This window comes from Calditrichota bacterium, from assembly GCA_016867835.1.
GTDB lineage: Bacteria > Electryoneota > AABM5-125-24 > Hatepunaeales > Hatepunaeaceae > VGIQ01.
In genome coordinates, this window is sequence record VGIQ01000043.1 from 1 (window position 1) to 20,948 (window position 20,948).

The 20,948-nt window shown below is 59.1% G+C and carries 16 protein-coding genes; 1 reads left to right on the forward strand and 15 read right to left on the reverse strand.

Annotated features, from left to right (window positions below; all coding sequences use genetic code 11):
* The 12 genes from FJY67_06125 to FJY67_06180 form a co-directional block, all read right to left on the reverse strand.
* Window positions 1–1,559: carboxypeptidase regulatory-like domain-containing protein (locus tag FJY67_06125; GenBank protein MBM3329036.1), on the reverse strand; the 1,559-nt coding region annotated here is incomplete at its 3' end.
* A gap of 150 nt (window positions 1,560–1,709) precedes the next feature.
* The gene (locus tag FJY67_06130) at window positions 1,710–2,789 is read right to left on the reverse strand and encodes an ABC transporter permease subunit (GenBank protein MBM3329037.1); all 1,080 of its coding nucleotides are present in this window, start codon (window positions 2,787–2,789) and stop codon (window positions 1,710–1,712) included.
* The gene (locus tag FJY67_06135) at window positions 2,786–3,817 is read right to left on the reverse strand and encodes an ABC transporter permease subunit (protein ID MBM3329038.1); all 1,032 of its coding nucleotides are present in this window, start codon (window positions 3,815–3,817) and stop codon (window positions 2,786–2,788) included. Before FJY67_06135 ends, FJY67_06130 begins: the two co-directional genes overlap by 4 nt.
* A 439-nt stretch (window positions 3,818–4,256) precedes the next feature.
* Complete coding sequence (locus FJY67_06140; protein ID MBM3329039.1) at window positions 4,257–6,728, reverse strand: tetratricopeptide repeat protein; 2,472 nt, start codon at window positions 6,726–6,728, stop codon at window positions 4,257–4,259.
* 129 nt (window positions 6,729–6,857) lie between these two features.
* The gene (locus FJY67_06145) at window positions 6,858–7,844 is read right to left on the reverse strand and encodes a hypothetical protein (GenBank protein ID MBM3329040.1); all 987 of its coding nucleotides are present in this window, start codon (window positions 7,842–7,844) and stop codon (window positions 6,858–6,860) included.
* 70 nt (window positions 7,845–7,914) lie between these two features.
* Entirely contained in the window at window positions 7,915–8,778 is an 864-nt protein-coding gene (prmC, locus tag FJY67_06150) for a peptide chain release factor N(5)-glutamine methyltransferase (protein ID MBM3329041.1), read from the reverse strand.
* A 15-nt stretch (window positions 8,779–8,793) separates the two neighbouring features.
* Window positions 8,794–10,206 (reverse strand): pyruvate kinase, encoded by a 1,413-nt coding sequence (gene pyk / locus FJY67_06155; GenBank protein ID MBM3329042.1) that lies wholly within the window; start codon window positions 10,204–10,206, stop codon window positions 8,794–8,796.
* A 174-nt stretch (window positions 10,207–10,380) separates the two neighbouring features.
* Entirely contained in the window at window positions 10,381–11,061 is a 681-nt protein-coding gene (gene phoU / locus FJY67_06160; GenBank protein ID MBM3329043.1) for a phosphate signaling complex protein PhoU, read from the reverse strand.
* 79 nt (window positions 11,062–11,140) lie between these two features.
* A complete protein-coding gene (locus FJY67_06165) occupies window positions 11,141–11,896 on the reverse strand; it encodes an endonuclease V (GenBank protein MBM3329044.1) in 756 nt (251 codons plus the stop codon).
* Window positions 11,853–14,489 (reverse strand): hypothetical protein, encoded by a 2,637-nt coding sequence (locus tag FJY67_06170; GenBank protein MBM3329045.1) that lies wholly within the window; start codon window positions 14,487–14,489, stop codon window positions 11,853–11,855. The genes FJY67_06165 and FJY67_06170 overlap by 44 nt, the downstream gene beginning before the upstream one ends.
* Window positions 14,368–14,736, reverse strand: coding sequence for a VOC family protein (locus tag FJY67_06175; protein MBM3329046.1), 369 nt, complete (start codon window positions 14,734–14,736; stop codon window positions 14,368–14,370). Before FJY67_06175 ends, FJY67_06170 begins: the two co-directional genes overlap by 122 nt.
* Before the next feature lie 107 nt (window positions 14,737–14,843).
* Window positions 14,844–16,703 carry a S9 family peptidase gene (locus FJY67_06180; protein ID MBM3329047.1) on the reverse strand — a complete coding sequence of 620 codons (1,860 nt, stop codon included), beginning with the start codon at window positions 16,701–16,703 and terminating at the stop codon, window positions 14,844–14,846.
* 373 nt (window positions 16,704–17,076) lie between these two features.
* On the opposite strand from FJY67_06180, the gene FJY67_06185 reads away from it, so the two are divergent.
* Complete coding sequence (locus tag FJY67_06185) at window positions 17,077–17,715, forward strand: hypothetical protein (protein ID MBM3329048.1); 639 nt, start codon at window positions 17,077–17,079, stop codon at window positions 17,713–17,715.
* 113 nt (window positions 17,716–17,828) lie between these two features.
* Here the strand turns inward: FJY67_06185 and FJY67_06190 are convergent, their stop codons facing one another.
* Genes FJY67_06190 through FJY67_06200 form a run of 3 tightly spaced genes read right to left on the reverse strand, consistent with a single transcriptional unit; the run spans window position 17,829 to window position 20,746 of the window.
* Window positions 17,829–18,962, reverse strand: coding sequence for a glycosyltransferase (locus FJY67_06190; protein MBM3329049.1), 1,134 nt, complete (start codon window positions 18,960–18,962; stop codon window positions 17,829–17,831).
* 54 nt (window positions 18,963–19,016) lie between these two features.
* The gene (locus FJY67_06195) at window positions 19,017–19,640 is read right to left on the reverse strand and encodes a hypothetical protein (GenBank protein ID MBM3329050.1); all 624 of its coding nucleotides are present in this window, start codon (window positions 19,638–19,640) and stop codon (window positions 19,017–19,019) included.
* Window positions 19,637–20,746 carry a succinylglutamate desuccinylase gene (locus FJY67_06200; GenBank protein ID MBM3329051.1) on the reverse strand — a complete coding sequence of 370 codons (1,110 nt, stop codon included), beginning with the start codon at window positions 20,744–20,746 and terminating at the stop codon, window positions 19,637–19,639. Before FJY67_06200 ends, FJY67_06195 begins: the two co-directional genes overlap by 4 nt.
* Window positions 20,747–20,948 lie beyond the last annotated feature (202 nt).

Consider the following 20,948-nt stretch of genomic DNA (forward strand, 5'->3'; position numbering starts at 1 on the left):
CGGCGGATGGTCCAGGGCTCGGCGTTGGCGTCGCCGAGGAGCCGGCGTTCGACGCGGTAACTGAGCGGTCCGTTGCCGTTATTGGCGACGTTGAAGTCGAGGTCGAGGGTGTTATCGGGCTCGAGTTGAGCGAAGATGCCTTCCTCTCCGACGTCGGGATCGGCGGTCGAGTGGAGCATGGCGACATTCAGTTCGACGTCGTCGTCCTCGAGGTTAACCTCGCGGGTGGTGGTCAGATAGTCCGGCGCGCTGAAGGTCAGTTCGTAAGCGCCCAGAGGCAGGTCGGCGACTATATAGGAGCCGTCATCGGCACCATCCCGGTCCCAGATAAAGCGGTCGAGCGAGACATTACCGGTCGGGATCGGATCGCCGGTTGCTTCATCGGTGATGACGCCGGCAATGACCGCGGTGGGACCGTCAACCGTCAGCACCACGGACATCTGAAGCAGTGGCGACTCAACGTCGTCCGTAGTCAAATTTAGGACCAGATGATGGACGCCATCCTCCAAATCCGTAGACACAAACGTCAATGTGACCTCAGATGACTCGCCTGCAGCTACTTCACCTTCATCTGGCTCGGCTGCAACCCAGCGAGGTGCGGCAAGAAAGTCCATATACCAGATGACCTGCAATAGGGCATTGCCCCAGAACCATCTCTCGCCCCGCCAATTGATATACTGATGACTATCGGTGGTTCCGGTCGCGATTGCCCAGCCACGGCCAAAGTTATAGACCACAACTCCAATCCTATCTGGTTGCGGTCCCTGTCCCACGGCGATCGCTTGATACCAGTCGCTGTTTTCGATGTTATCGCAGTTTTGACGGGTATAAGAAGCATGGCTCCACGAACTGCCATTAAGTGACTCGCCACCGCGCCATTGCATCAACTCGGCCAGGTAGTTGTAGTTATTGGCATCTCGATTATTGGAGACCATTACCAGACCATTTTGGTCACCCTGTTGATTGCGTCGCAGGCCCCCCACTTGAACCGGAACGACAGCCCAATTGTTGGTGCCGACCCCGTGGTACATTACACCGCCTCTATCTACCCATTCTTCAAACCGAGCTCGGTTGTTGTTCCAGTTAGTGTTAAACTGGTCGGATTGGTATTCGCGAATCCAGATGCAGTCGAACTCATTGATAGGAAAGTTGGCCATTTGACCGCTGTTGTATTGGGTCATATTGGCTTGTGCTGCTCCCCAAATCGCCTCCATCTGATCACCCCAGCCAGCTGCCTCCTTGAAGAGTGCATAACGAGAACGTGGTTGGTCGCGACCAGGTCCTCCGCGGCGGCGATTGCCATCCTCAGGTTCATCGAAATTGATCCTAAACTCCATTGCACGCTCAGCCAAATTGGTTATAGTCAACGACTCTGCGAGCGTGTCCCCCTCCTCCAAGGCCACGATGAAGCCGGTAGGCTCGGCCGTAACCGCCGCATATAGTGCCGTTGACAGACTGAATGCAGCCAGAGTCGAGAAGGAGAGCAGGGTCATAATGCGACGAGTCATCATTGTCCTTTCTGGTTGTGCCACTGCCATGGTTGTGGTGGATCTGGTCAAGGGAGGAGGGCATATCACCAAGCATTGGCGAAGATTGCAACTTGCAATATACCGAACTGCCAGCCCAAAATCAAGGCCTGCCGGAGAAGATTCTTCTCGCAACAGGCCTTGAAATACCTATTCTATTGAAAATCAAACAATTATTAAGAACTACCGCAGCCGTGAATACTCCCGCGGGTCGAACGCCTGCCGGACTCCCTCGCCGATGAAGACCACCATCAAAAGGGTGCAGAACATTGCTCCGAAGGGAAAGAACGTCAGCCACCAGGAGTGCACGTTGTTGACGCCCTGACCGAGCAGTTCACCCCACGATGGCGTAGGCGGCGGCAGACCGAAGCCGAGGAAGTCCAGGCTCACCAGCGCAAAGATGTCGGCTACGATATGGAATGGCCCGAGCGCAATCACCGGCGTCAGGGCATTTGGCAGGATGTGCTTGAAGACGATCTTGCGGTCGCCGGCTCCCATCGAGATGGCGGCGTGAACGTAGTCCTTGGCCTTCTCGCGATAGAACTCGCCCCGGATATAATAGGTCATCCCCATCCAACCGAAGAGCACGAGGAGGAATACCAGAAGCGCAAAATTGGGACGGATGATGGAGGAGACGATGATGATCGTATAAAGGAACGGCATCGACGACCAAATCTCGATCAGCCTCTGGGCGAAGATGTCGAACTTGCCGCCGAAATAGCCGAGCGCCGCGCCGACCGAGATGCCGATCGCGTAGGCGATTGCCGTGCAGATCAGCGCAAATGAAAGCGAGATGTTGAATCCATAGACCAGACGGACAAAGACGTCCCGCCCCCGGTCGTCGGTGCCGAACCAATGTTGACGCGAGGGAGGATTGGGAGGCGTCCCCGACGGATCGGTGAGGCTCTCGTAGGGACCGAACGGATAGGGCGGCATAAGAACCCAGTTTCCCTTGTCTTCGGCGGAAAAGGACTCCTTCAACCGGCGATAGTCGGCCTCGCCGTAGATATCCTGGCCGAAGACTTTGCCTTCATAGAACTTGAAGACCGGGAAGTGGAGCCGTCCATCGTAACGGACGACCAGCGCCTTGTAGTTCATCAGCAGCGGCGCCAGGAAACTGACGATGTAGGCGACGACAATGAGCAGGAACGAGTAGTATCCACGCTTTAGCGAGCGAAACTTCTTCAGACGCTTCTTGAAGAGGGATACCGACTGGAAGGATTCGCTGACCGCAGTCTTTGCGGTGATGGTGGCGCTGCTCATTTGAACCGGATGCGCGGATCGATGAGAGCGTAACAGATGTCGGAGAGGATGTTGCCTATCAGCCCAAGAACCGCTCCGATGGCGAGGAACCCGAGGGTGATCGGATAGTCGCGCTGGATGATCGCATTGTAGGTGAGCAGCCCCATACCATTGATGTTAAAAGTGCGCTCGATCAACATCGACCCGGCAAAGACAAGGCTCACCACATGCCCGATCCCGGTGGCAATCGGAATCAGTGAATTGCGCAGCGCATGGACGAAGATCACCCGCCGCTCGGGGAGGCCCTTGGCGAACGCCGTTCGGACGTAGTCCTGCCCGACGTTCTCCATAAGACTGTTCTTCATCACAATGGTCAGCACCGCGAAACTGCCTACCAGATAGGCAACGATCGGCAGGACGGTGTGATGGAGTTGATCGAGCACCTGGTCCCACCAGGAGAGGTCATACCAGTTAGGGCTGCGGAATTCCCCCAACGGGAAGACGTCGAAGAACGACCCTCCGCCAAGCAGCACCAGCAGCACCAACCCGGCAAGCCAGCCCGGAGTCGAATATCCGATGAAGACCGCAACGCTCGACATGACGTCGAACTTCGACCCGGCTTTCACCGCTTTCATCACTCCCAGTGGAATACAGATCGTGTAACTTATCAGAAACCCGATCAAGCCGAAATAGATTGAAACCGGGAAACGTTCCTTGATGACGTCCCAGACCGGCTCGGCGAAGGTATAGGAATGCCCCAGATCGAGGTGCAATAGATTCCAGACCCAGATGCCGTAGCGCACGAGGATAGGCTTGTCGAGTTGATAGAAGCGTTTCATTTCGGCGAGCGCTTCCTCGGGGATGGAGACCTCGCCAGCCATGCTCCCGACCCCCCCGCCGGCTTCACCGGCGAGTCCCATCTTCAGTTTCATGATCTCCTGCTCGAGTGGCCCGCCGGGGACGATCTGCAGGATGCAGAAGACGAGGATGGTGATCCCGAAGAAGGTCGGGATCACGAGAAGGAACCTGCGAAGAAAGTAGGATGCCAGTCCGGACATGGGGGGGCTTTAGGCTTAGGGCTTAGGGCTTAGGGCGAACAGAGTGTCCGCGAAAGATGAAGTCGTGGTGTCAGGTGTCGCACCTGACACTGACAAACCTCTACTAACAATAACTTCCCATCGGGTGAGGACACCCGACGGCACACCCCAGCGCATTCTCGGACAGATTGTATAGGGCGTGCATCACGCTGTTGCAGATGGTAGCCGCTCTAACTGAGGTTCCAATGCGACCAGTCAATCCGTCGATCGTTCGACTCAAGAGAGCCCTGCCCTTGACCCTGATTGAATAGTACCAATCTGCTTGATATGAAAGATAGGTTGACAGCAAGCCCGGCGCAAGTGAAGCGGTTGTAACATGGAGAGGCGGGATCTATCCCGCTGCTCCAGTCGGCTTTAAGCCGCTCTCCAGTATCCTGAATTTCGATTCCGATCACATCTTTGCCTTGACGCTGTCCAGTATAGCCTGAAACTTCCCCGCCAGTTTCGGATCGATGATTTCCATATGTGAGACAGCTTCGACTTCCTTCCAGGCAGCATCGACCGATCCTTTCGCGAGATAAAGCCGCGCCAGATTGAGTCGCGCTTCGATGTGATCCGGCGCTAGCGCAACCGCCCGGCGAAAAGCCTCCAGCGCATCGTCGGGTCGTCCCAGCCCCAGCATCGCCCGGCCCTGCAGATAAGGCACCTTCGGATCGGCAATGAGCACCGGCTCGGCTTCACCAAGGAGCCTTAATGCCGCATCGTGGTTCCCCACCTCTATTTGCAGCCGTGCTATGCGAATCTTATCCTCCGGTTCGGTGTCGTAGCCCAACATCCCGTAATGGCCGTAGGTGGTGAGCGCTTTCTCCCACTGACCGGCAGCCGTCAGCGAGTCCATTCTGGCCCGGGTATCTTTCAAAAGTTGATGCCGTCCTTCGCTGTCGGGAGTCACCCGCCGCAGTATCCGTTCCGACTCCTCCCGCCGGTCGGTGGCGTTATAAATCCGCGCCATCAGGTAAGCCGTCGGAACGTTCATCGAGTCTATCGCCAGCGCACGCATGGCATACGACTCCGCCGAGTCGGGATTCCCCATCTGCCAGTAAAGGAAGGCGATATTGTAGTGGATTGACGGATCCGGTAATGTGTCGAGCGGCAGGACGCGCTTGAATGCCTCCAGCGACGCTTCGACCTGTCCGGCTTCGTAAGCCTGTTTGGCAAAGACGAGCAGGCTTACCCGGGTCGTCTCGACCGCTGCTTTGCCTTCAGCCCAACCTGCCAACGAAAATTCCTTCATTGCCCCGCCAAAGTCGCCCTGTCCCAGCCGCGCGTATGCTTCCCGCAGCGACTGACCCTGCAGAATTTTTAGGATGTCCTCCGGATTCTCCAGCCCCGAGCGGCGCCCGACTGCAAGCGCAGAGTCGATCTTCCCGGCGCGAAAGTAGGCTTCGCCAAGCCGCAACAGACCTTCCGAAAAGTAGGGATCGATCGCCAGCGACCGGTTGAAGCGATGGATGGCTTCGTCGAGGCGCTCTTCCGCCAGCATCTGGTTGGCGATATTGAAATAGTCCATCCGTGCGTTCTCACCGCGTGCGATGAACTCGGTCCGAAAGTTCGAGACCGGCATCAGGACAAGCCCCAGCGCCGCAATACGGAGCGCCGGCTCGACCTGCCGGGTGCGCAATGCGCCGAATAGTTCGGTGATGAGATAGCCGGAGCCGACGATCAGGACCAACGTTGCAGGCAGCCGGTATTCGGAACTGACGAAGAAGACAAGTCCCCCCGTTAAATAGGCGATCAGCCATAACCAGGCGCCCCCGGCTATGGCCCAGCCGCGTCGTTTCAAGAGCAGAATGAGCCCGCCGAGGCCGAGCGGCGCGATCAGGTAATAGCCGAAGGGGTTCATTCCCACCAAAGGCGACTCATCTTCGGCGATGTAGATCGATATGTTATTGGCAAACTCGGCGCGATTCCAGAAGTAGAACGCCTTGGTGCCGAGCAGTTTCAGGTAGGCAACCGGCTCGTTGATGATCCAGTCGAAAGCACGGCCAAACCAATAACGGCCGGCTTCGCGGGTGGTAAGTTCACGGCCTAACGCCTCCGACGCTTCGCGGCGGTATTCCTCGTCCTCGAATTGTGGCTCCGCGGAAGTAAGGAAGGGCGCTTCCCAGTAGAGACCGGTCGCGTCGGGGTTGTTGCCGGCGTAGAAGTTCATACCCGCCGATGAGGTCGTCAGAGCAAACTCCCCGCCAACGATCAGGTTGCGCAGGCCGACCGGCACGAGGATTATGAGCGCACCGATTGCCAGCCAGCCGCTTCGCTTCGCCGCCTGACGCCGGTCGGACCTAAAGAACTCCCACCAGAGAAATGGCATCACGATCAGTGCGAGCGGCCTCGCCAGCGCAGATATGCCTAACACTCCGCCAAGCCATAAGAGGCTGCTTCGACCGGGGTTTTGCCGGGCAGCATCAAAGAGATAGAGCGATAGCGCAGCGAGCCCCAGGATCAGTGTCGCGGTGAGTAGAGTCGAAGGATAGAAGAGGTAGGGTGCGTAGAGCGCAGCAATAGCGGCTCCAACGAGCGCGGCAGTCGTCCCGACGACCGACCGGGCCCAAAGGTAGAGGATGACGACTGTTCCGGATCCGATCAAGGCTTGAATGACCATCGCCCGCCCCGGATCGCTCCCGAAGAGGGCATAGATGAGCCCTAATAAATAGGGATAGAGCGGGCTCATGAAGAAGACGCCTTCGCCGACGAGATCACCGGCGGCGATCTGCATCGCATAGGCATGGTAGAAGGCCGCGTCGATTATTGGTTGTCGGACAAAGTCCGCCGACCTGACGATTGCGAGGTGGGTCAAGCGCAGGACGAGCGCTGCGAAGGTGATGATGCCGAGGTAGAGGGTCTCGGTGCGCGACAGTCTCATAGTCAAACCTTCCCGTGCATAGGTAAACGAAGCCGTCAAGATAATTTCGTTCTTCGCTGTCTATTGTGGAAACCGCAGTCTATGCGCTCCCAGACCAAACAGCTCGAAGCCTCTCACTCGCAATTCCCCTTACCCCTTTTTCCCCAACCCCAGTCGCGCCTCGAGACCTTCGAGGACCCTGAGCCTGTTTATCGCCTTCGCCGGCTCCTTAAGCGTCGGCGCAAGCACAAAGGGCCGTTCCGCGCCGTCACCCTGGCGCCATGCCGACAACTCACTCTCCATAGCCGCACTCCCGACAGGAAGCGACGGTCCCGCAATAACTGCACCGCTTCCATCAGTTCCGACACCCGCTGCAGCGCCGACTTTTGATCCCAGCCCGAAAATGATCGCTCGCGGCACCGGGCGGGACTCGGGTGAGGCCGGCTTAGGCTGAGGCGTATCGCCTCCATTCGTCGCAAGAGGCTCGGTTGAGTTCGACGTAACCTCCGCCGAAACCGGCATCGGGTGCGAGGTTTCAGGCGAGGAAGCGGTCCGGGCCGGAGCCGCGAGCGGTTCACCGGGTCGCAGCAGGATCGGTTTTATGGTCTTAGGCTTGACCACTGGGTCGCGCCCGGCGATCACTTCCTTGGCAAGCGCTTTGGAACGGATTGCCGACTTGGCTCCCTCGCCGCCGCGCAACTGGCGGATCATTTCATACTGTTCGACCATCTGTTCAAAGCCCGCCATCTGCTTTTCGCGCTTACGTTCAGTTCTTGACTTCTTCACCGGTTCGGATCCATAGAGCCGGTGGTTGACGAAGATGCCGACGTAGGTCGCGGCCAGAACCGGGACAAAGTTTTTGGCGATCTCGACCGGATCCGCGAGGCTTCCGGTCGGGAGTGGTGTAGATCTATCGACCAGATGACCGAACAGTTGCATCGTCGTTTCACCCAGCCCGATCAGGACCGGCCAGCGCCATTTGCCCTTCGGCGCAAGGAAGCCGCAAAGAAACCCAATGCCGATGGTAATCGAGATGGGTACCGACTGCCGGGCATCGACAAAGTTGCGATAGAACCATAAGAAGAGGAGGATGAAGCCGGGCAGCGCAAGTCGGGCTATGTATTTGAAACGTCGCAATTAAAGTGTCATCAATTCGCAGCAGGAAACAAGGCACTTGGAGAGTTTACTCTGACTCACCCATCAGGCACTAACAAAACCACTCCACTCCCCTGGGCAATCCGCTTAAGTCGCTAAACAGGCTCACCTGCCTGCCGCCGGATAGTAGGATGCTTAAGACCTCATTGGGGGCTTCGTCGCCTACCTCAATCAGCGCCACTCCACCGGGTGCCATCATCCTCGGAATTGTCACTGCCCAGCGGCGATAGAAGGTGAGGCCGCTGCCGCCGTCAGTAAGGGCTTCGCGCGGCTCGCCGTCGCGGACGTCGGAGTGCAGACTCTCCATCCCGGACAATGAAATATACGGCGGATTGGCAAGAATGTAATCGAAAGCGCCAACCCATTCACCGGGGGGTTCGATGAGCGCGTCCCAGGGAACGATATCGACTCGCGCTGTCATCAATAGCCGGGCGGCATTGCGAGAAGCATATTCAAGCGGCACCGGATGGAGATCGCTCAAGACAACCCGGGCTCTGGCAGCCACCGTCGCCGACGCCAACCCCAATGCTCCAGAGCCACAGCAGAGGTCGAGGATGCGCATCGGCGCTGCCACCTGATTCCGCTTCTTCACGAGCGACTCGAACCGTGCAATGAGCGCCTCGCTGTCGAATCGCGGGATAAAGACTCCCGGCCCAACCTCCAGGTCTAGTCCGTAGAAAGGCGCGATGCCGGTGATGTATTGGAGCGGTTCCCCGGCCAGGCGCCGGATGAGCATCGACTCGTAACGGTGCGCCGCTTCGGCTGGCAAGTCCTCGCGAGCCCGCAGATAAAGACCCGCGCGGTTGACTCCAAGGGCGGTTTCGAGCAGGATCTCGGCGTGCCGCAGCGGTCTCAGAACGAAATCGGCCCGTGTCAGTCGCTCGCTGCCGTCAGCGAGCGCCGCGGCGATGGTCATTACTCGATATGCATTTCAGAGTTCTTCCCCGACCGTAATCGCCCGGACGAAGTTGGTAACCCCCGACTTTTCGAGGGGGAAGCCGCCGGTGGCGACGACGCGGTCGCCGGTCTTGATCCAGCCTTTGCCGAGGGCGAATTCGAGCGCCGCTCCAACGCTTTGGAAAAAGGATCGTCCTCCAGGGCTGACGAAGGCATAGACTCCCGAACGCAGTTGCATACGCCGCGCCGACTCCAGGTTGACCGCACCCGCGATCACCGGTGCGCCGACGCGGAGACGGCTCACCCGGGCAGCAGTCGAGCCGCTGGTGAGCGGCACCAGCACAGCCGTCGCCCTAAGATCGCGTGCCAGCACGCTGACCGCGTCTGCCATCGCCGATTCGACCGACGCTTCAATCTTCGGCACCGGCGGAAAGACTGCATTCGGCTCGGCTTCTTCGAGGATTCGCACCATCGTCGAAACGACGTTAACCGGGTCGCTGCCGACGGCGGTTTCGCCCGAGAGCATCACCGCATCGGTGCCGTCATAGACCGCATTGGCGACGTCGGTTACCTCCGCACGGGTGGGACGAGGCGAAGACGTCATCGACTCGAGCATCTGCGTGGCAGTTATGACGATCTTACCGCGCTCGCGACAAAGGCGGATTAGGCGCTTCTGAACGGTCGGGATTTGCTCGATGGGTAGAGTAATGCCGAGGTCGCCACGCGCCACCATCAGGCCGTCGGCTTCGGCAAGTATGGCGTCTATACGTGCCAGCGCCTGAGGCCGCTCGATCTTGGCTATCAGGAGCGGACGCGACTTGTGGCCCTTCATCAAGTGACGGGCGCGCTTCAGATCGTCCGCCCCTTGGACGAACGATAGGGCAATGGCATCGACGCCTTCCTTCAAGCCGAAGGCGATGTCGCGCTCGTCCTTGGGAGTGATGGCTCCGAGCCGGATATCGCTGTCGGGAAAGTTGAGCCCCCACTTCGACCGGACGACGCCTCCAGATTGGACGATGCAGTCAAGACCGGCAGCGTCGCGGTGGATCACCTTTAGGATAACCTGGCCGTCGCCCAGAAGAACCCGTTCGCCATGTTGGACCGCTTCGAGCCAACCCTCGTCGGCAAACCCAACCGCTTCGGCAGTGCCTTCAACGAGGTTCATTTCGAGGCGAAATCGGGCTCCGGCATTTAGTTCGACCGAACCTCCAGCGAACGCGCCGATGCGCAGTTTTGGCCCCGAAACATCCTGCAGGACGACTGTCGGTGTGCCGAGCCGCGCTGCTGTAGATCGAATGGCTCCCAGCGTTTCGCTGTGGAAGTCGTAACTGCCGTGGCTGAAGTTGAGCCGGAAGACATCGACACCGGTGCGGATCAGTTCCTCGATCATCTCGGGTGATGAAGAGGCCGGGCCGACGGTGGCGACGATACGGGTAAGGCGGGGCATAAGGAATCTTGGGATTTGGATTGTAGTGGTGTCAGGTGTCTTCACCTGACACCCACCGTCGGGTGGGGACACCCGACGGCACGATAACAGCGGATTTCCAAACAAGTAAATGATAATGTTAATGATAATCTTAACTGGATTCCCGCCGTCGCGGGACTTAGGGCGGCTTTCGTCTCAGTGTCCCACCGGCAGCCCCGTCCGGCCGCCCTGATGGCGGACAATCTCGCCGCCTACCATATAGATCACATCCTCGGCGATGTTGGTAGCCTGATCCGCAACGCGCTCGAGTTGCCGTGAAACCGAGAGGAGGCTGATGAATGCGTCGATGCGGTCCGGCTCGCTGCGGATCGCCCCCGCCATCAGGCTATACATCGCGCGGTTGAGACCATCGATCTCGTCGTCGCGGCGGAGCACCCCGCGGGCGATCTCGAGGTCTCTGTTGACCAGTGCGTCGATGGCTTCCTTGAGCATCGCTTGCGCGCCGCTTTGCATTCGCGAAAGTTCGTCTGGAATGGCTACCGACGGCTCACCAGCCAGAAACCGCGCCCGTTCGGCGATGTTGACCGCCAGATCGCCGACCCGCTCTAGGTCGTTGTTGATCTTCAAGACGGCGACCACGAACCGAAGGTCGAGCGCGACCGGCTGATGCAGCGCAAGTATCTTCAAGCACTCTTCCTCGACATCGACCTCAATCTGGTCGATTCTGGGATCGCGGGCTACGACACTCGCTGCGAGAACATCGTCCCGGGTTCGGAGGGCTTTGACGGCGTCGCGAAGCAACTCCTCGACTTCGCCGCCCAGTCCGAGTATCTTCTTCTTCAGATTATCTATTTCGCGCTGGAGATGGACTTCCATTGGAATAATAAGTGTTGTATCACTGCGCATTGCCCGTCAAAGCGCAACTATGTCCGAAACTTGTCTCTGTATTGTGAGCCTAATGTGAGGATTCAGCCTTTCGGCGGGCTTCACCAGCCAGATTGTGAGCGGCCCTTATCGGGTCCGGCAATCGGTAACGGGTGCAGCATTTCAGCGCCAAATCCACCGCCGCTTCGATCCCGCACAAGTGCCCCGGCGATATGAAAACCGGTTTGACGCCGGCTCGCGTCCGGAGCACCCGGCCGATCTCCATCCCCTCACGCTTTGCCCTCTCGCGTCCACCTATAGTCTGAATCAGCGCCGACCAGTTTCCCCGGTCCGGTCCCGGCTCGACAAAAGAGCCCGTCAGACGGGTTTTCCCGCATCCCACCGTCGGCAGGCCCAGTTCCAATCCAAGGTGGCACGCGATCCCCATACGACGGGGATGGGCGATTCCCTGTCCATCGACGATGACTGCGTCGGGCCGAAGCGTCAACTTTGCAAAGACCTCGAGCAGCGGCGGGAGTTCCCGAAAAGCAAGCAACCCTGGAATATAGGGGAAACAGGCGGGAAGCGTTGCCGTCGCACTCTCCACCACCCGCCCTTCCTTGACGCTCCAGACCACCACCGCAGCATAGATCAATCCCGATTCTTCACGTTCATCCTGCCACCTTCCGCGCACTGGATCGGACGAAGTGTCGGCTCCGGCAACGAGGTCACAGTCCAATAGTCCGCCGAATATGACCAGCCGCTTGCGCAGTTGATTCTGAAGCGCAATGGCGGCAGAAACATCAATGCTGCTTGGCACTTCGTCGGAGGTCTTCGATCCCAACATAACGTTGGTTGACTGGAACGGCATCAAACCCGACCGACTTTCCATAGTTGTAGAAATCGACCTTTACCTTCTCGGCTTTCCCGACCCCGAAGTGAAGGGTTAGGCTATTCTGGCTGCCTGCGCCTTTACCGCCTTCAATCTGACGGACGATTGTCCGGCTTTCGGTCCGGACTTCAACGATGGCACCGATTTGGGTAAATGGGCTATAGACATGAGGCGAGGCAGCAATCTCGATCCAGTTGCCGGTTTCGGTGGTGGAGTTGTGGAAGAGTTCGACCTTCCCCCCTTCACAGGCAGCCAGATCGAGCCGTCCGTCGTTGTCGTAGTCCGCCGTAGCGCAGCCCCAGCCGTTGAAGATGCGCACACCGGCAAGAAAGGTGATGTCTTCGAAGTGGTCGCCCTTGTTCTCATAGAGAAAACTGCGGCGGTTGGGATAGACGCAGGTGATGAAGAGGTCAAGGTCGCCGTCGTTGTCAAAGTCGCCGAAGACCGGCTCCGAATGGCACTCCTCGTATTTGATGCCCCATTGTTTGCGGACATTCGTGAATTTCGAATCTACATTAGCATTAGCATTAGCATTATTCCGGTAGAGCATCGTCCTGTTGCTGAACCCTATATATCTCGGGTGTGCCAGGTTACAGGCGATCAGGTCGAAGTCGCCATCGCCGTCGAAGTCTGCCCACTGGCAGCCAATGGTGTGCCCCCACCAGCCTTCGACTTCGACGCCGGCAACGCCGAAGGAATCGGCGAAATCATGGAATATGGCATAGGGAATAGGGAACTCATCGTCCTCTATTCCATCTTCCATCTTCCATTGACCATTGACGAACAACTGATTCCTCTGCAGCCGGTAGTTCCCCACATAGAGGTCTTGATCCCCATCCCGGTCGAAGTCGCACGCCACCGGCGAACGTCCGCAGAGCCATTTGCCGTCCTTGGGCACCAGTCCGTAGTCTTCGGTCGAATCGTGGAAAGCGCCGTCAGCATCCTGCACCATAAGCCTCGAGGGCCACGCGTTCCCGAGGTCATCGGCGCCTTTGGCGGGTCGTTCATAGCCGGGGATATAGAGGTCGAGCCGCCCGTCTCCGTTGGCGTCGAACCAGATGGCGGCTTCGGTGGAGAAGGAGTCGGCCAATGCTAATGCAAATGTTAATGCTAATGAATCGGCGCTGCGGATTCCGGTGTTCCGGAATAATCTCTCTGAGTTGGCAGTATCGCCGGATGATGAGAAAGTGAATAGATCGAGATTGCCATCGTTGTCGTAATCCCCCCAGATTCCACCGTGGCAGCCTTCCGCATCCAGACCGGCCGACTCGGTCAAGTTCCTGAATTGCATTGCATCAGCATTAGCATTAGCGTTGGCATACAATCGCCTCCCTCCCGCCAATAGATCGTCATCCCCATCCCCGTCGTAATCCCCCCACGCCACGCGGCTTCCGCGCGCGCTGTCCAAGCCGACCTTTGCCGTCACGCGCTGGAAAATGATGCCCCGGTAGTTGGCAACCTTGCGGCAGAATGCCAGCAGTTCCACTTCGTCCTTCAGGTGGAACACTGCCTTCAGACTATCGACCGCCCGCCCGGCAAACCGGTTGTGAACGTCCCCCAGCCGGGCGGCCTCTACCCAGTGGAACGCGCACTGTGCCGAATCGCCCTCGGCGAGCGCGATCCTTCCCAACACTAAATGCTGCGGCGAGGCGGTGTTGTGGTCATCCACGTCATAGACCGCGAGGGCGAGGGATTCCTCCGCCAGCCGGCGAGCCTCTGCCGATTTTGGATTTTGGAGTTTGGGGTTTGGAGTTAGATAGAGGTTTGCGAGCAGGAGGGGAAACCCCGCTCTTACGGCTTGTTCGACCAGCAGCCATTCGGGCGGCGAGTAGTAGGACGGTCTCGCGAGGTGGTCGCGAGCCATATAAGCGCGCTCCGCCCAGTCGTTCACCCGGCTTAGCGCTTGAGGGATGTCGAACAGGGCACTTGCAACCTGATGGAGCACGAGCGGATTGTCAAAGTGCAAACGGATCAACGAGTCCGCTTCGGCGAGCGCGGAAGCCATGTCCTTCAGCGCGATATGGGTGGCGATTAAATTGCGCCGCGCATAGATCGCCCAATCGCTATGGGAAAACCGCTGAATGAAGTCCCGAAAGTAGGGCACCTTTGCCGAATCGTTCGTCCAGATCGGATACATCCCGTCCCAGAAGGCGGAGCCGATCTGTTCGTCCGAGAGTGTGTTGTCGGGAGGTGCGGCTTCCTGCGTAGACGACGTCGCAGGGGCGCAGAGGAACAGCAGGTAGAGGAGGTCGGTGAGCCACCAGCCGGGGGTCGAAGAGAGGTCCCACCGGCGGTTATGCCGTCTTTGAGGGTCAGGTTTGCCGAAGCGCATAATGAGCCTTACGATTCTAGCAAGCGGGGCGGTCGAAGTCTTCTGTCCGGGGTTTCCGCCTTCGCGGGGCGACATACACCAGTGGCCTCCAAACTTACTTCGCCTCCGGGTCGTGCTGAAAGATGCCCGACGCATTCCCTTCGGTATCTTTGAAGTAGGCTGCCCAGCCGATACCGGGAACAGCCAGTTTGGGGTGCAGGACCTCTCCGCCGGCATTCCTGATCCGCTCAAGGGTGTTATCGACGGAATCTACGAATATGGTGATCAGGTTGCCATGACCGGGGAACTCGCGGCGCATCATACCACCGTTCGAGCCGGCTTCATCTTTCGGTCCCGCCTCGAACATCCAGTAGTTCTGCCCCATCGGAGACTTGCTGAACCTCCATCCGAAGGCTTGCTCGTAGAAGGCCATTGCCCGCTCGGGGTTATCGGCTTGCAATTCGAAGTAGTTAACCTTGGGCATAATCGTCCTAAATGTTGAAACCTGCTGCTCGTTAATTCGCGAATAGTGGTGTCAGGTGTCTCCACCTGACACAGACCACGGGTGGGGACACCCGACAGCACGAAGCGCTACTCTTCGCACCTCCCGCCCAGATGCTTCGCCAGGAAACGCTCCGCCGCAGCATAAAATGTCAACCTATTCTCGGGACGGACGAAGCCATGCCCTTCGTCGGCAAACTCGAGGTATTCAACTTCGAGCCCGGCTTCCTTCAATGCTGCAACGATTTGATGGCTCTCGGCTTTGGCCACGCGAGGGTCGTTAGCCCCTTGGGCGATCAGGAGCGGAGCCTGAATGCTTTGAATATGAAAGAGCGGCGACCGCGCCCGGAGCAAGTCCATCTCGGTTTCGGGATTGCCGATCCGCCGGTAAAGGACGGGTCGGTAAGCCTCCCAGTAAGGCGGAATGCTATTCTGAAAGGAAATCAGGTTCGACGGGCCGACCAGTTCGACACCGCAGGCATAAAGGTCGGGTGTGCCGGTCAGGCCTGCGAGGACGGCATAACCGCCATACGATCCGCCATAAATCGCTACCCGCTTTGGGTCGGCTAACCCGCGCTCGACCAGAAATCGAACACCGTCCGAGATGTCGTCCTGCATCGCCCCGCCCCATTCGCGGTCGCCGGCGTTGACGAATTCCTTTCCGTATCCCGTCGAACCGCGAAAGTTAATCTGCAACACTGCATAGCCGCGATTGGCGAGCCACTGGGCTTCGGCATGGTAGCCCCAGGTGACGCGGCTCCAGGGACCGCCATGGATATGGATTATCGCCGGCAAATCCTGCGGCAGAGCACCCACCGGCAAAGTCAGATAGCCGTGGATTGTCAACCCATCGCGCGCCGGATACGATACTGGCTGCATCGGAGCCAGTGGCAGACCGTCCAACTCCGGGCGCGATGTGAAGAGTAACTCCCCGGTCATCCGGTCGGTACGGTAAAGATAATACTGTATCGAACTGGTATCGGTTACAAACTGCACGACCCATATATGGTCGTCCGTCGTCCGACCGATCAGTTGATAGTCGCCTGGCGCCAGACGCGAAACCGCTTCGAGGTGTGGCGTGATGGGCGCGTCGAGCGCCCGCCATTCCGTCCGTTCACGCTCGAATGCGACTGCCTGCAACTTCCGCGAAGTCGGGTGCAGGAGGTAGTTTGATAGGTCATAGACCGGGTCAGTGGCTATCGACTCCTGGATCCCGGTTGCCGGATCGAGCCTTCTGAGTTCGGCTGAATTTGAGGCGAGGGAAGACCGCATCCAAATCGAACGGTTATCGGGTGTGAACTGCAGCGGCGCTGTCGTCATCAAGTCGTCCGATCCCCAGCGGAGGATTTCCCGCCAGGGGGTGTCCGGGTCTTCACGATAGAGCATTTTCATCCCGCCGTCGGGCAACGGCACGGTGGCGGCCCGGACGACAAGGTCATGATCGGCTACCCAGCCGGTCGCGCCGATGTCGTTTAACGCCGCAAGCGTCATTCGGCCGGTCGGGATATGAAGGAGATAGACGTCGTGGAGCCGCCTGTCGCGGTCGTTAAGTTCGACCAGCGCCTCGTCGGGGCGGGCGTAGTCGATTTTCAGGACTTTTGCCTGGACGCCTTCGCCGGGAGTGAGAAGTTGGGGATCGCCGCCGGCTTTGTCAACGGTGTAGAGCCGCCAATTTTCGTCGCCGTCGCGGTCCATGAGGAAGAGGATGTCGCGGTTGTTGCGCGCCCAAAAGCACGCTTGGACACCACGCCCGCGGTCGTTTGTAATGGGGTGGTCGTTGCCTCCGGCGGTGCTGCGCAGCCAGACGTTCAGCACTCCATTCTGTGGAGCGAGGTAAATGATCTGCTCGCCATCCGGAGATATCCGCGGTGCCGACCGCACCGGGTTGCCGAACAGCAGTTGACGGGGAATGAGCGGCGAAGTATAGTTCAAGTAACGATTCCGATTTATTTCGACTACTGCGACCGACTGCGAACGTCTTTCAGAGTCGTCTGACCGCTCGTTCGCACCTGGTCCGACTCCGCAAGTGAGATAGCGCACAGGGTCTCCTCTGATTCCGCACAACGCCGGACTCTGGCACACCGGTTGCCATCTTTAGGAGCCAAACGATACCCAGACCCCAGTACGTCAAAGGAGAACAGAAATGAGATTGAATTACAATAAAGCCCTCGTCTTCATCATCGCCCTCGGCCTTTTCTTAGGCTGCAGCGAGAGTGACTAATCGCCGGTTGCCCCCAAATATAACGTAACTTAAGACGACCAGACGGATGCCTCGGAGGATGCCGGTCCCGGCATTGCTGATAAGGACGAAGGCTTCCTCGCTATGACCATCGAGGCGACCAGCGCCCTCCAACGGGAAGGCAGCATACCGGTGATCCAGCCGCCCCTACAGAGGGACACTGCTTATCACCGGAAGGGACTCACGATTGAGATCACCCGAACCTACTTCGACGCCGACAGCAACGCCAGCGACGCCTATGATCCCGAGACCACAGTGCGCATCTTCGTTGCCCTCAGCGCCAGCGGGACGATCGACAAGCCTTTCCGGCATTCGCAAATCGAGCAATCGGGCTATCTCAATGTCACCGGTGTAACCCCCTCCGACACGGTACTGGTGCTAAACGGCAGCATCACTCGCTCGGTCGAGAGTGAGTTCCAGTCCGGCTGGCGCGCCCCCGTCGTGCGGACCTACTCCGGCGCCCACACCTGGGCGGTTGTCAATGTCGCTATCGGCCGCGACCGGTTGCTCTATCCCTATCCCCTTTCGGGGACGATTTTCGGCACCGCCGAATTCACCCGCACCCACACCAACCCCAACCACACCCGAACGGTGACCGTCCGGAGCGACTACGCAGTCGAATTCGATAGCACCCGGTTCGCGCCGATCGGTTTCGGGGCAGGTGGGAGTCTGCGATTCTGGATCGACCTACTCCTCGGCACGACCTGCCGTGAGCGTCCATAAATGTCGCGGGGGTGGCCGGAGGTTATCACACCGATGACGTCGGTCGCATCTGGAATCGTCCTGCCGGCCGGGATGGCACTCCCCGGCCGGCAGCCTTTTTGTCCCGTAGAAAACTATCGCTTCAGTTGCCGTCCCTTCCAGTCGATCCTCCCCACCAGCGACAGCGGGCCGAGCAGCGTCAGCAGCGGCAACAAAGCCAACTCCGAAAGGAACCATGCCATCCTCCAACCTCGCTCGCCCAAAAGCCGTGCGCCTTGTTCGAGCGCGTAGTAGTCGGCGATCATCCTGATGATCAATGCCGCGACCGGTATCATCCAGCCCAGGTATCCGAAGGCAGCGCCAAGAAGCCCGGCCAGGATTCCGGTATTGAACAAGTGCAACGCTGCTGCAGGGAGGAGCAAGGCTGGAGAATATCTGGCACCGGCGGAGAGATGCCGCCTCTTCATGCGCCACCACCGGTAGAACGATTCCGGACCTGTTGCCGGGACGAACGTCGCCGGGTTGCTCGCAAAGACCACCCGGCCTCCGGAGCCGGACAATCGCTGCAAGAGTAAGTCGTCATCCCCCGAAGCCCCCGCACCGGAGTCTCCGAAACCTCCAACCGCATCGAAGGCGCTCCGGCGATAAGCGAAGTTGCGCCCGGCGACAGTTCCGGGGCGGCCTATACCAATCAACCCCGCGGAGACGATACCGTTGATCAGAGCGTCGAATCGGGCGAGGTCGAAGTTTCCGGTGCGACTTGTAACCGGTGAAAAACCGGCTACAGCGACGACGTCAGGCACAAAAAGGGCGACCATTCCAGCAACCCAGCCTGGCGGCGGGACGCAATCGGCGTCCGTCGTCAGGATGATCTCGCCGGTTGTAGCGGCGATGCCGGTTAAGAGCGCGCTCTTCTTGGGGGACATTCCCCTGCGAACCGTCCCCGCCGGCAAAAGACGAATGCGGGGGAATCCGGCTATGGTTTTCGCAACGATCTTCGCCGTCCGGTCGGTCGAATCGTCGTCGAGGATGACGATCTCAAGGTGGTCTGCCGGATAGTCCTGACTCCTCAGTGCCTCGACGCACCGTCCGATGACCACCTCCTCGTTTCGAGCCGCAACCAGCACGGCTGCAGTTGGACACTCACCCGTCTTCGACGACTGCAACCGCCGCATCCCGAGGGTCAAAGCGCTGACTGCGACGATCCAGACGGCTCCGGTGCCGATCAGGAGGACGCTATAGACCGCTTCCAGGAAATGCCCGTTCAAGGGTTCCCCGGCAGATCTATAATTGACCGGATCGCATCCTGCGTGATCGGCGACCTAATCCTGGGTGGGGGGCGGCGGCGAGGGGAAGAGTTCCTTCATCAGGCCGACGAGTTCGGCCTGCCGGGAGATTACTCTATAAGGCACCTTTCGCTTCACTGCGATCTTTCGAAAGAACCCATCGTCATCGCCGCCTTGAACGACGACGATTGCTTCGCCCGCTTCTGCTGCAAGCCGGTTGAACGGGTCGGAAAGGGCGCCGCGCCGGGCCTCGCCGCCGATATGAAAGACGAGCACCGGGACTTTCGCCTTTTCGGCTGCTTTGACCAGCCCGGCGATGCGCTTTTCTTCATCGCGAACATCGACCTTGGCTGCGCCAAGCCCTTTTGACGATCCACCGGCTACCAGGATGATCGTCTTCGCGCCGTTCAGACTGTCGCCGGTGGCGAGCGGCCGGTAATGCGTTTCGACCTCTGCCCGCAGCGCCAGACCGCGCACTATCATCACGTCCGCGGCCTGGCCCGCCGAGGTGAGCAGCGCCGGCGTCTTATAGGTGTCCAGCGTCGTGTCGGGTGTCGCCGCAAAGAGCGAAGCCGTCCATGCCAACGATGCAAGCATTAGCCCGCGGAACCAGTTCCGTCGGATAAGTCCCGATCCCCCTATGGTGGTAATAGATCTCATTGCAGGTAGTAACCGACTCCTTTGGTTGTAATGTCATGGTAGTTTGGCAGCCCGGTCAGGGCGATCCCGCCGGTCGGATTGAGGTCGTTCAAAGTCCGGCAAATAGCCTGAACCGCGCTGAGGTGCCGACCGACGCGGACCTCGAGCGGGATGCCTTCCTCGGGGAACGGAACCGCGAGTCGTCCGAGGCGCGCTGCACGCACATAGAGCGGATCGCGCGACTTGACGATGAGTGCATCGTCGGTCCGACCGCGCAGCCTTCCTTGAAGCGCGCCGGCCGATTCGAGCAGAATCACCCGCGCGGTCGTCGCATCGCCTAACTCGCGGTGGATGAGACCCCGAAAGTTGACCGGCGAAGGTTCAAGGCGGAATGAAATACCCTCCAACTCGAGATCGACCACCGCCAGCGCGGCAACGTCCATCGCCCGTTCGTGAGCCACGACGGCATCGATCACCGGGTATTCCGGAGCCGCCTCGTGTAAATCGATCACCAGATCGACTTTCTCGCGACGCACCACTTCGCTGATGGCAAAGGCGACCTGCTCGGTCCGCGTCCCGTTGGGGCGACCCGGCCAGGCGCGGTTGAGATTGCGCGTTTCGTTGCCGGAGAGGATCTGCCCCGATGGATGATGCCGGTAAATAACCGGATCGGGCCAGCCGTCGAGGACATTGGTAAATCTTGAGCCGACGCGGAACTCACGCAGCCGCCCGCGCCGGTTGGTCAGGTGAAATCGCCCCGGATAAGCCTCCTGCGGCTCGGTCGCGCTGAATGCCGCATTGTTAGCGCGCGGTATCACGATCACCCGGCCGCGCTGCACGGCAAGATTCTCCAGCATGACGACGGCAGCGAGGTAACCGGCCGGCTCATTTGGGTGAGTCCCACCCAGAATAAGGAGCGTCCCACCCGGCTCGCGTCCCTCGAAGAAGTAGAGTTCGTTCTCGAGGCGCGTCCCGGCGATCGGCGAATGGTACTGGCTGAGTCGTTTGACGGTGCTAAGACCGAACGACGGATGGAGCGTTTCTTCGCGGCGCTGGTCGAGGAACTCACCGCTGGACGACCAAGCTGCGATGAGCGCCAGCGTCAGATAAAGCCAGGGACGGCCTATATTGGATTTTGGATTTTGGATTGGGAAGTTGTAAGCGATCCAAGGACTGAATGCACAAACTATCAAGCAACATCTTGCCGTCGGGTGACCCCACCTGACGGCTGGTGTCAGGTGAAGACACCTGACACCACAAGTTAGACCGAAACTCCCCTCAGGTCAAGCGCACCTGTTGCCTTCGGGTCAAAGCCGCACCATCACCTCG

Bases quoted from the DNA above. Each gene is read 5' to 3' on its own strand.
- phoU (MBM3329043.1), bottom strand. From the start codon at position 11,061: ATGGAAGTCCATCTCCAGCGCGAAATAGATAATCTGAAGAAGAAGATA.
- FJY67_06175 (MBM3329046.1), bottom strand. From the start codon at position 14,736: ATGCCCAAGGTTAACTACTTCGAATTGCAAGCCGATAACCCCGAGCGG.
- FJY67_06140 (MBM3329039.1), bottom strand. From the start codon at position 6,728: ATGAGACTGTCGCGCACCGAGACCCTCTACCTCGGCATCATCACCTTC.
- FJY67_06195 (MBM3329050.1), bottom strand. From the start codon at position 19,640: ATGAGATCTATTACCACCATAGGGGGATCGGGACTTATCCGACGGAAC.
- pyk (MBM3329042.1), bottom strand. From the start codon at position 10,206: ATGCCCCGCCTTACCCGTATCGTCGCCACCGTCGGCCCGGCCTCTTCA.
- FJY67_06170 (MBM3329045.1), bottom strand. From the start codon at position 14,489: ATGCCGGCGGAGAGGTCCTGCACCCCAAACTGGCTGTTCCCGGTATCG.
- FJY67_06185 (MBM3329048.1), top strand. From the start codon at position 17,077: ATGACCATCGAGGCGACCAGCGCCCTCCAACGGGAAGGCAGCATACCG.
- FJY67_06130 (MBM3329037.1), bottom strand. From the start codon at position 2,789: ATGAGCAGCGCCACCATCACCGCAAAGACTGCGGTCAGCGAATCCTTC.
- prmC (MBM3329041.1), bottom strand. From the start codon at position 8,778: ATGACCATCGCCGCGGCGCTCGCTGACGGCAGCGAGCGACTGACACGG.
- FJY67_06165 (MBM3329044.1), bottom strand. From the start codon at position 11,896: ATGTTGGGATCGAAGACCTCCGACGAAGTGCCAAGCAGCATTGATGTT.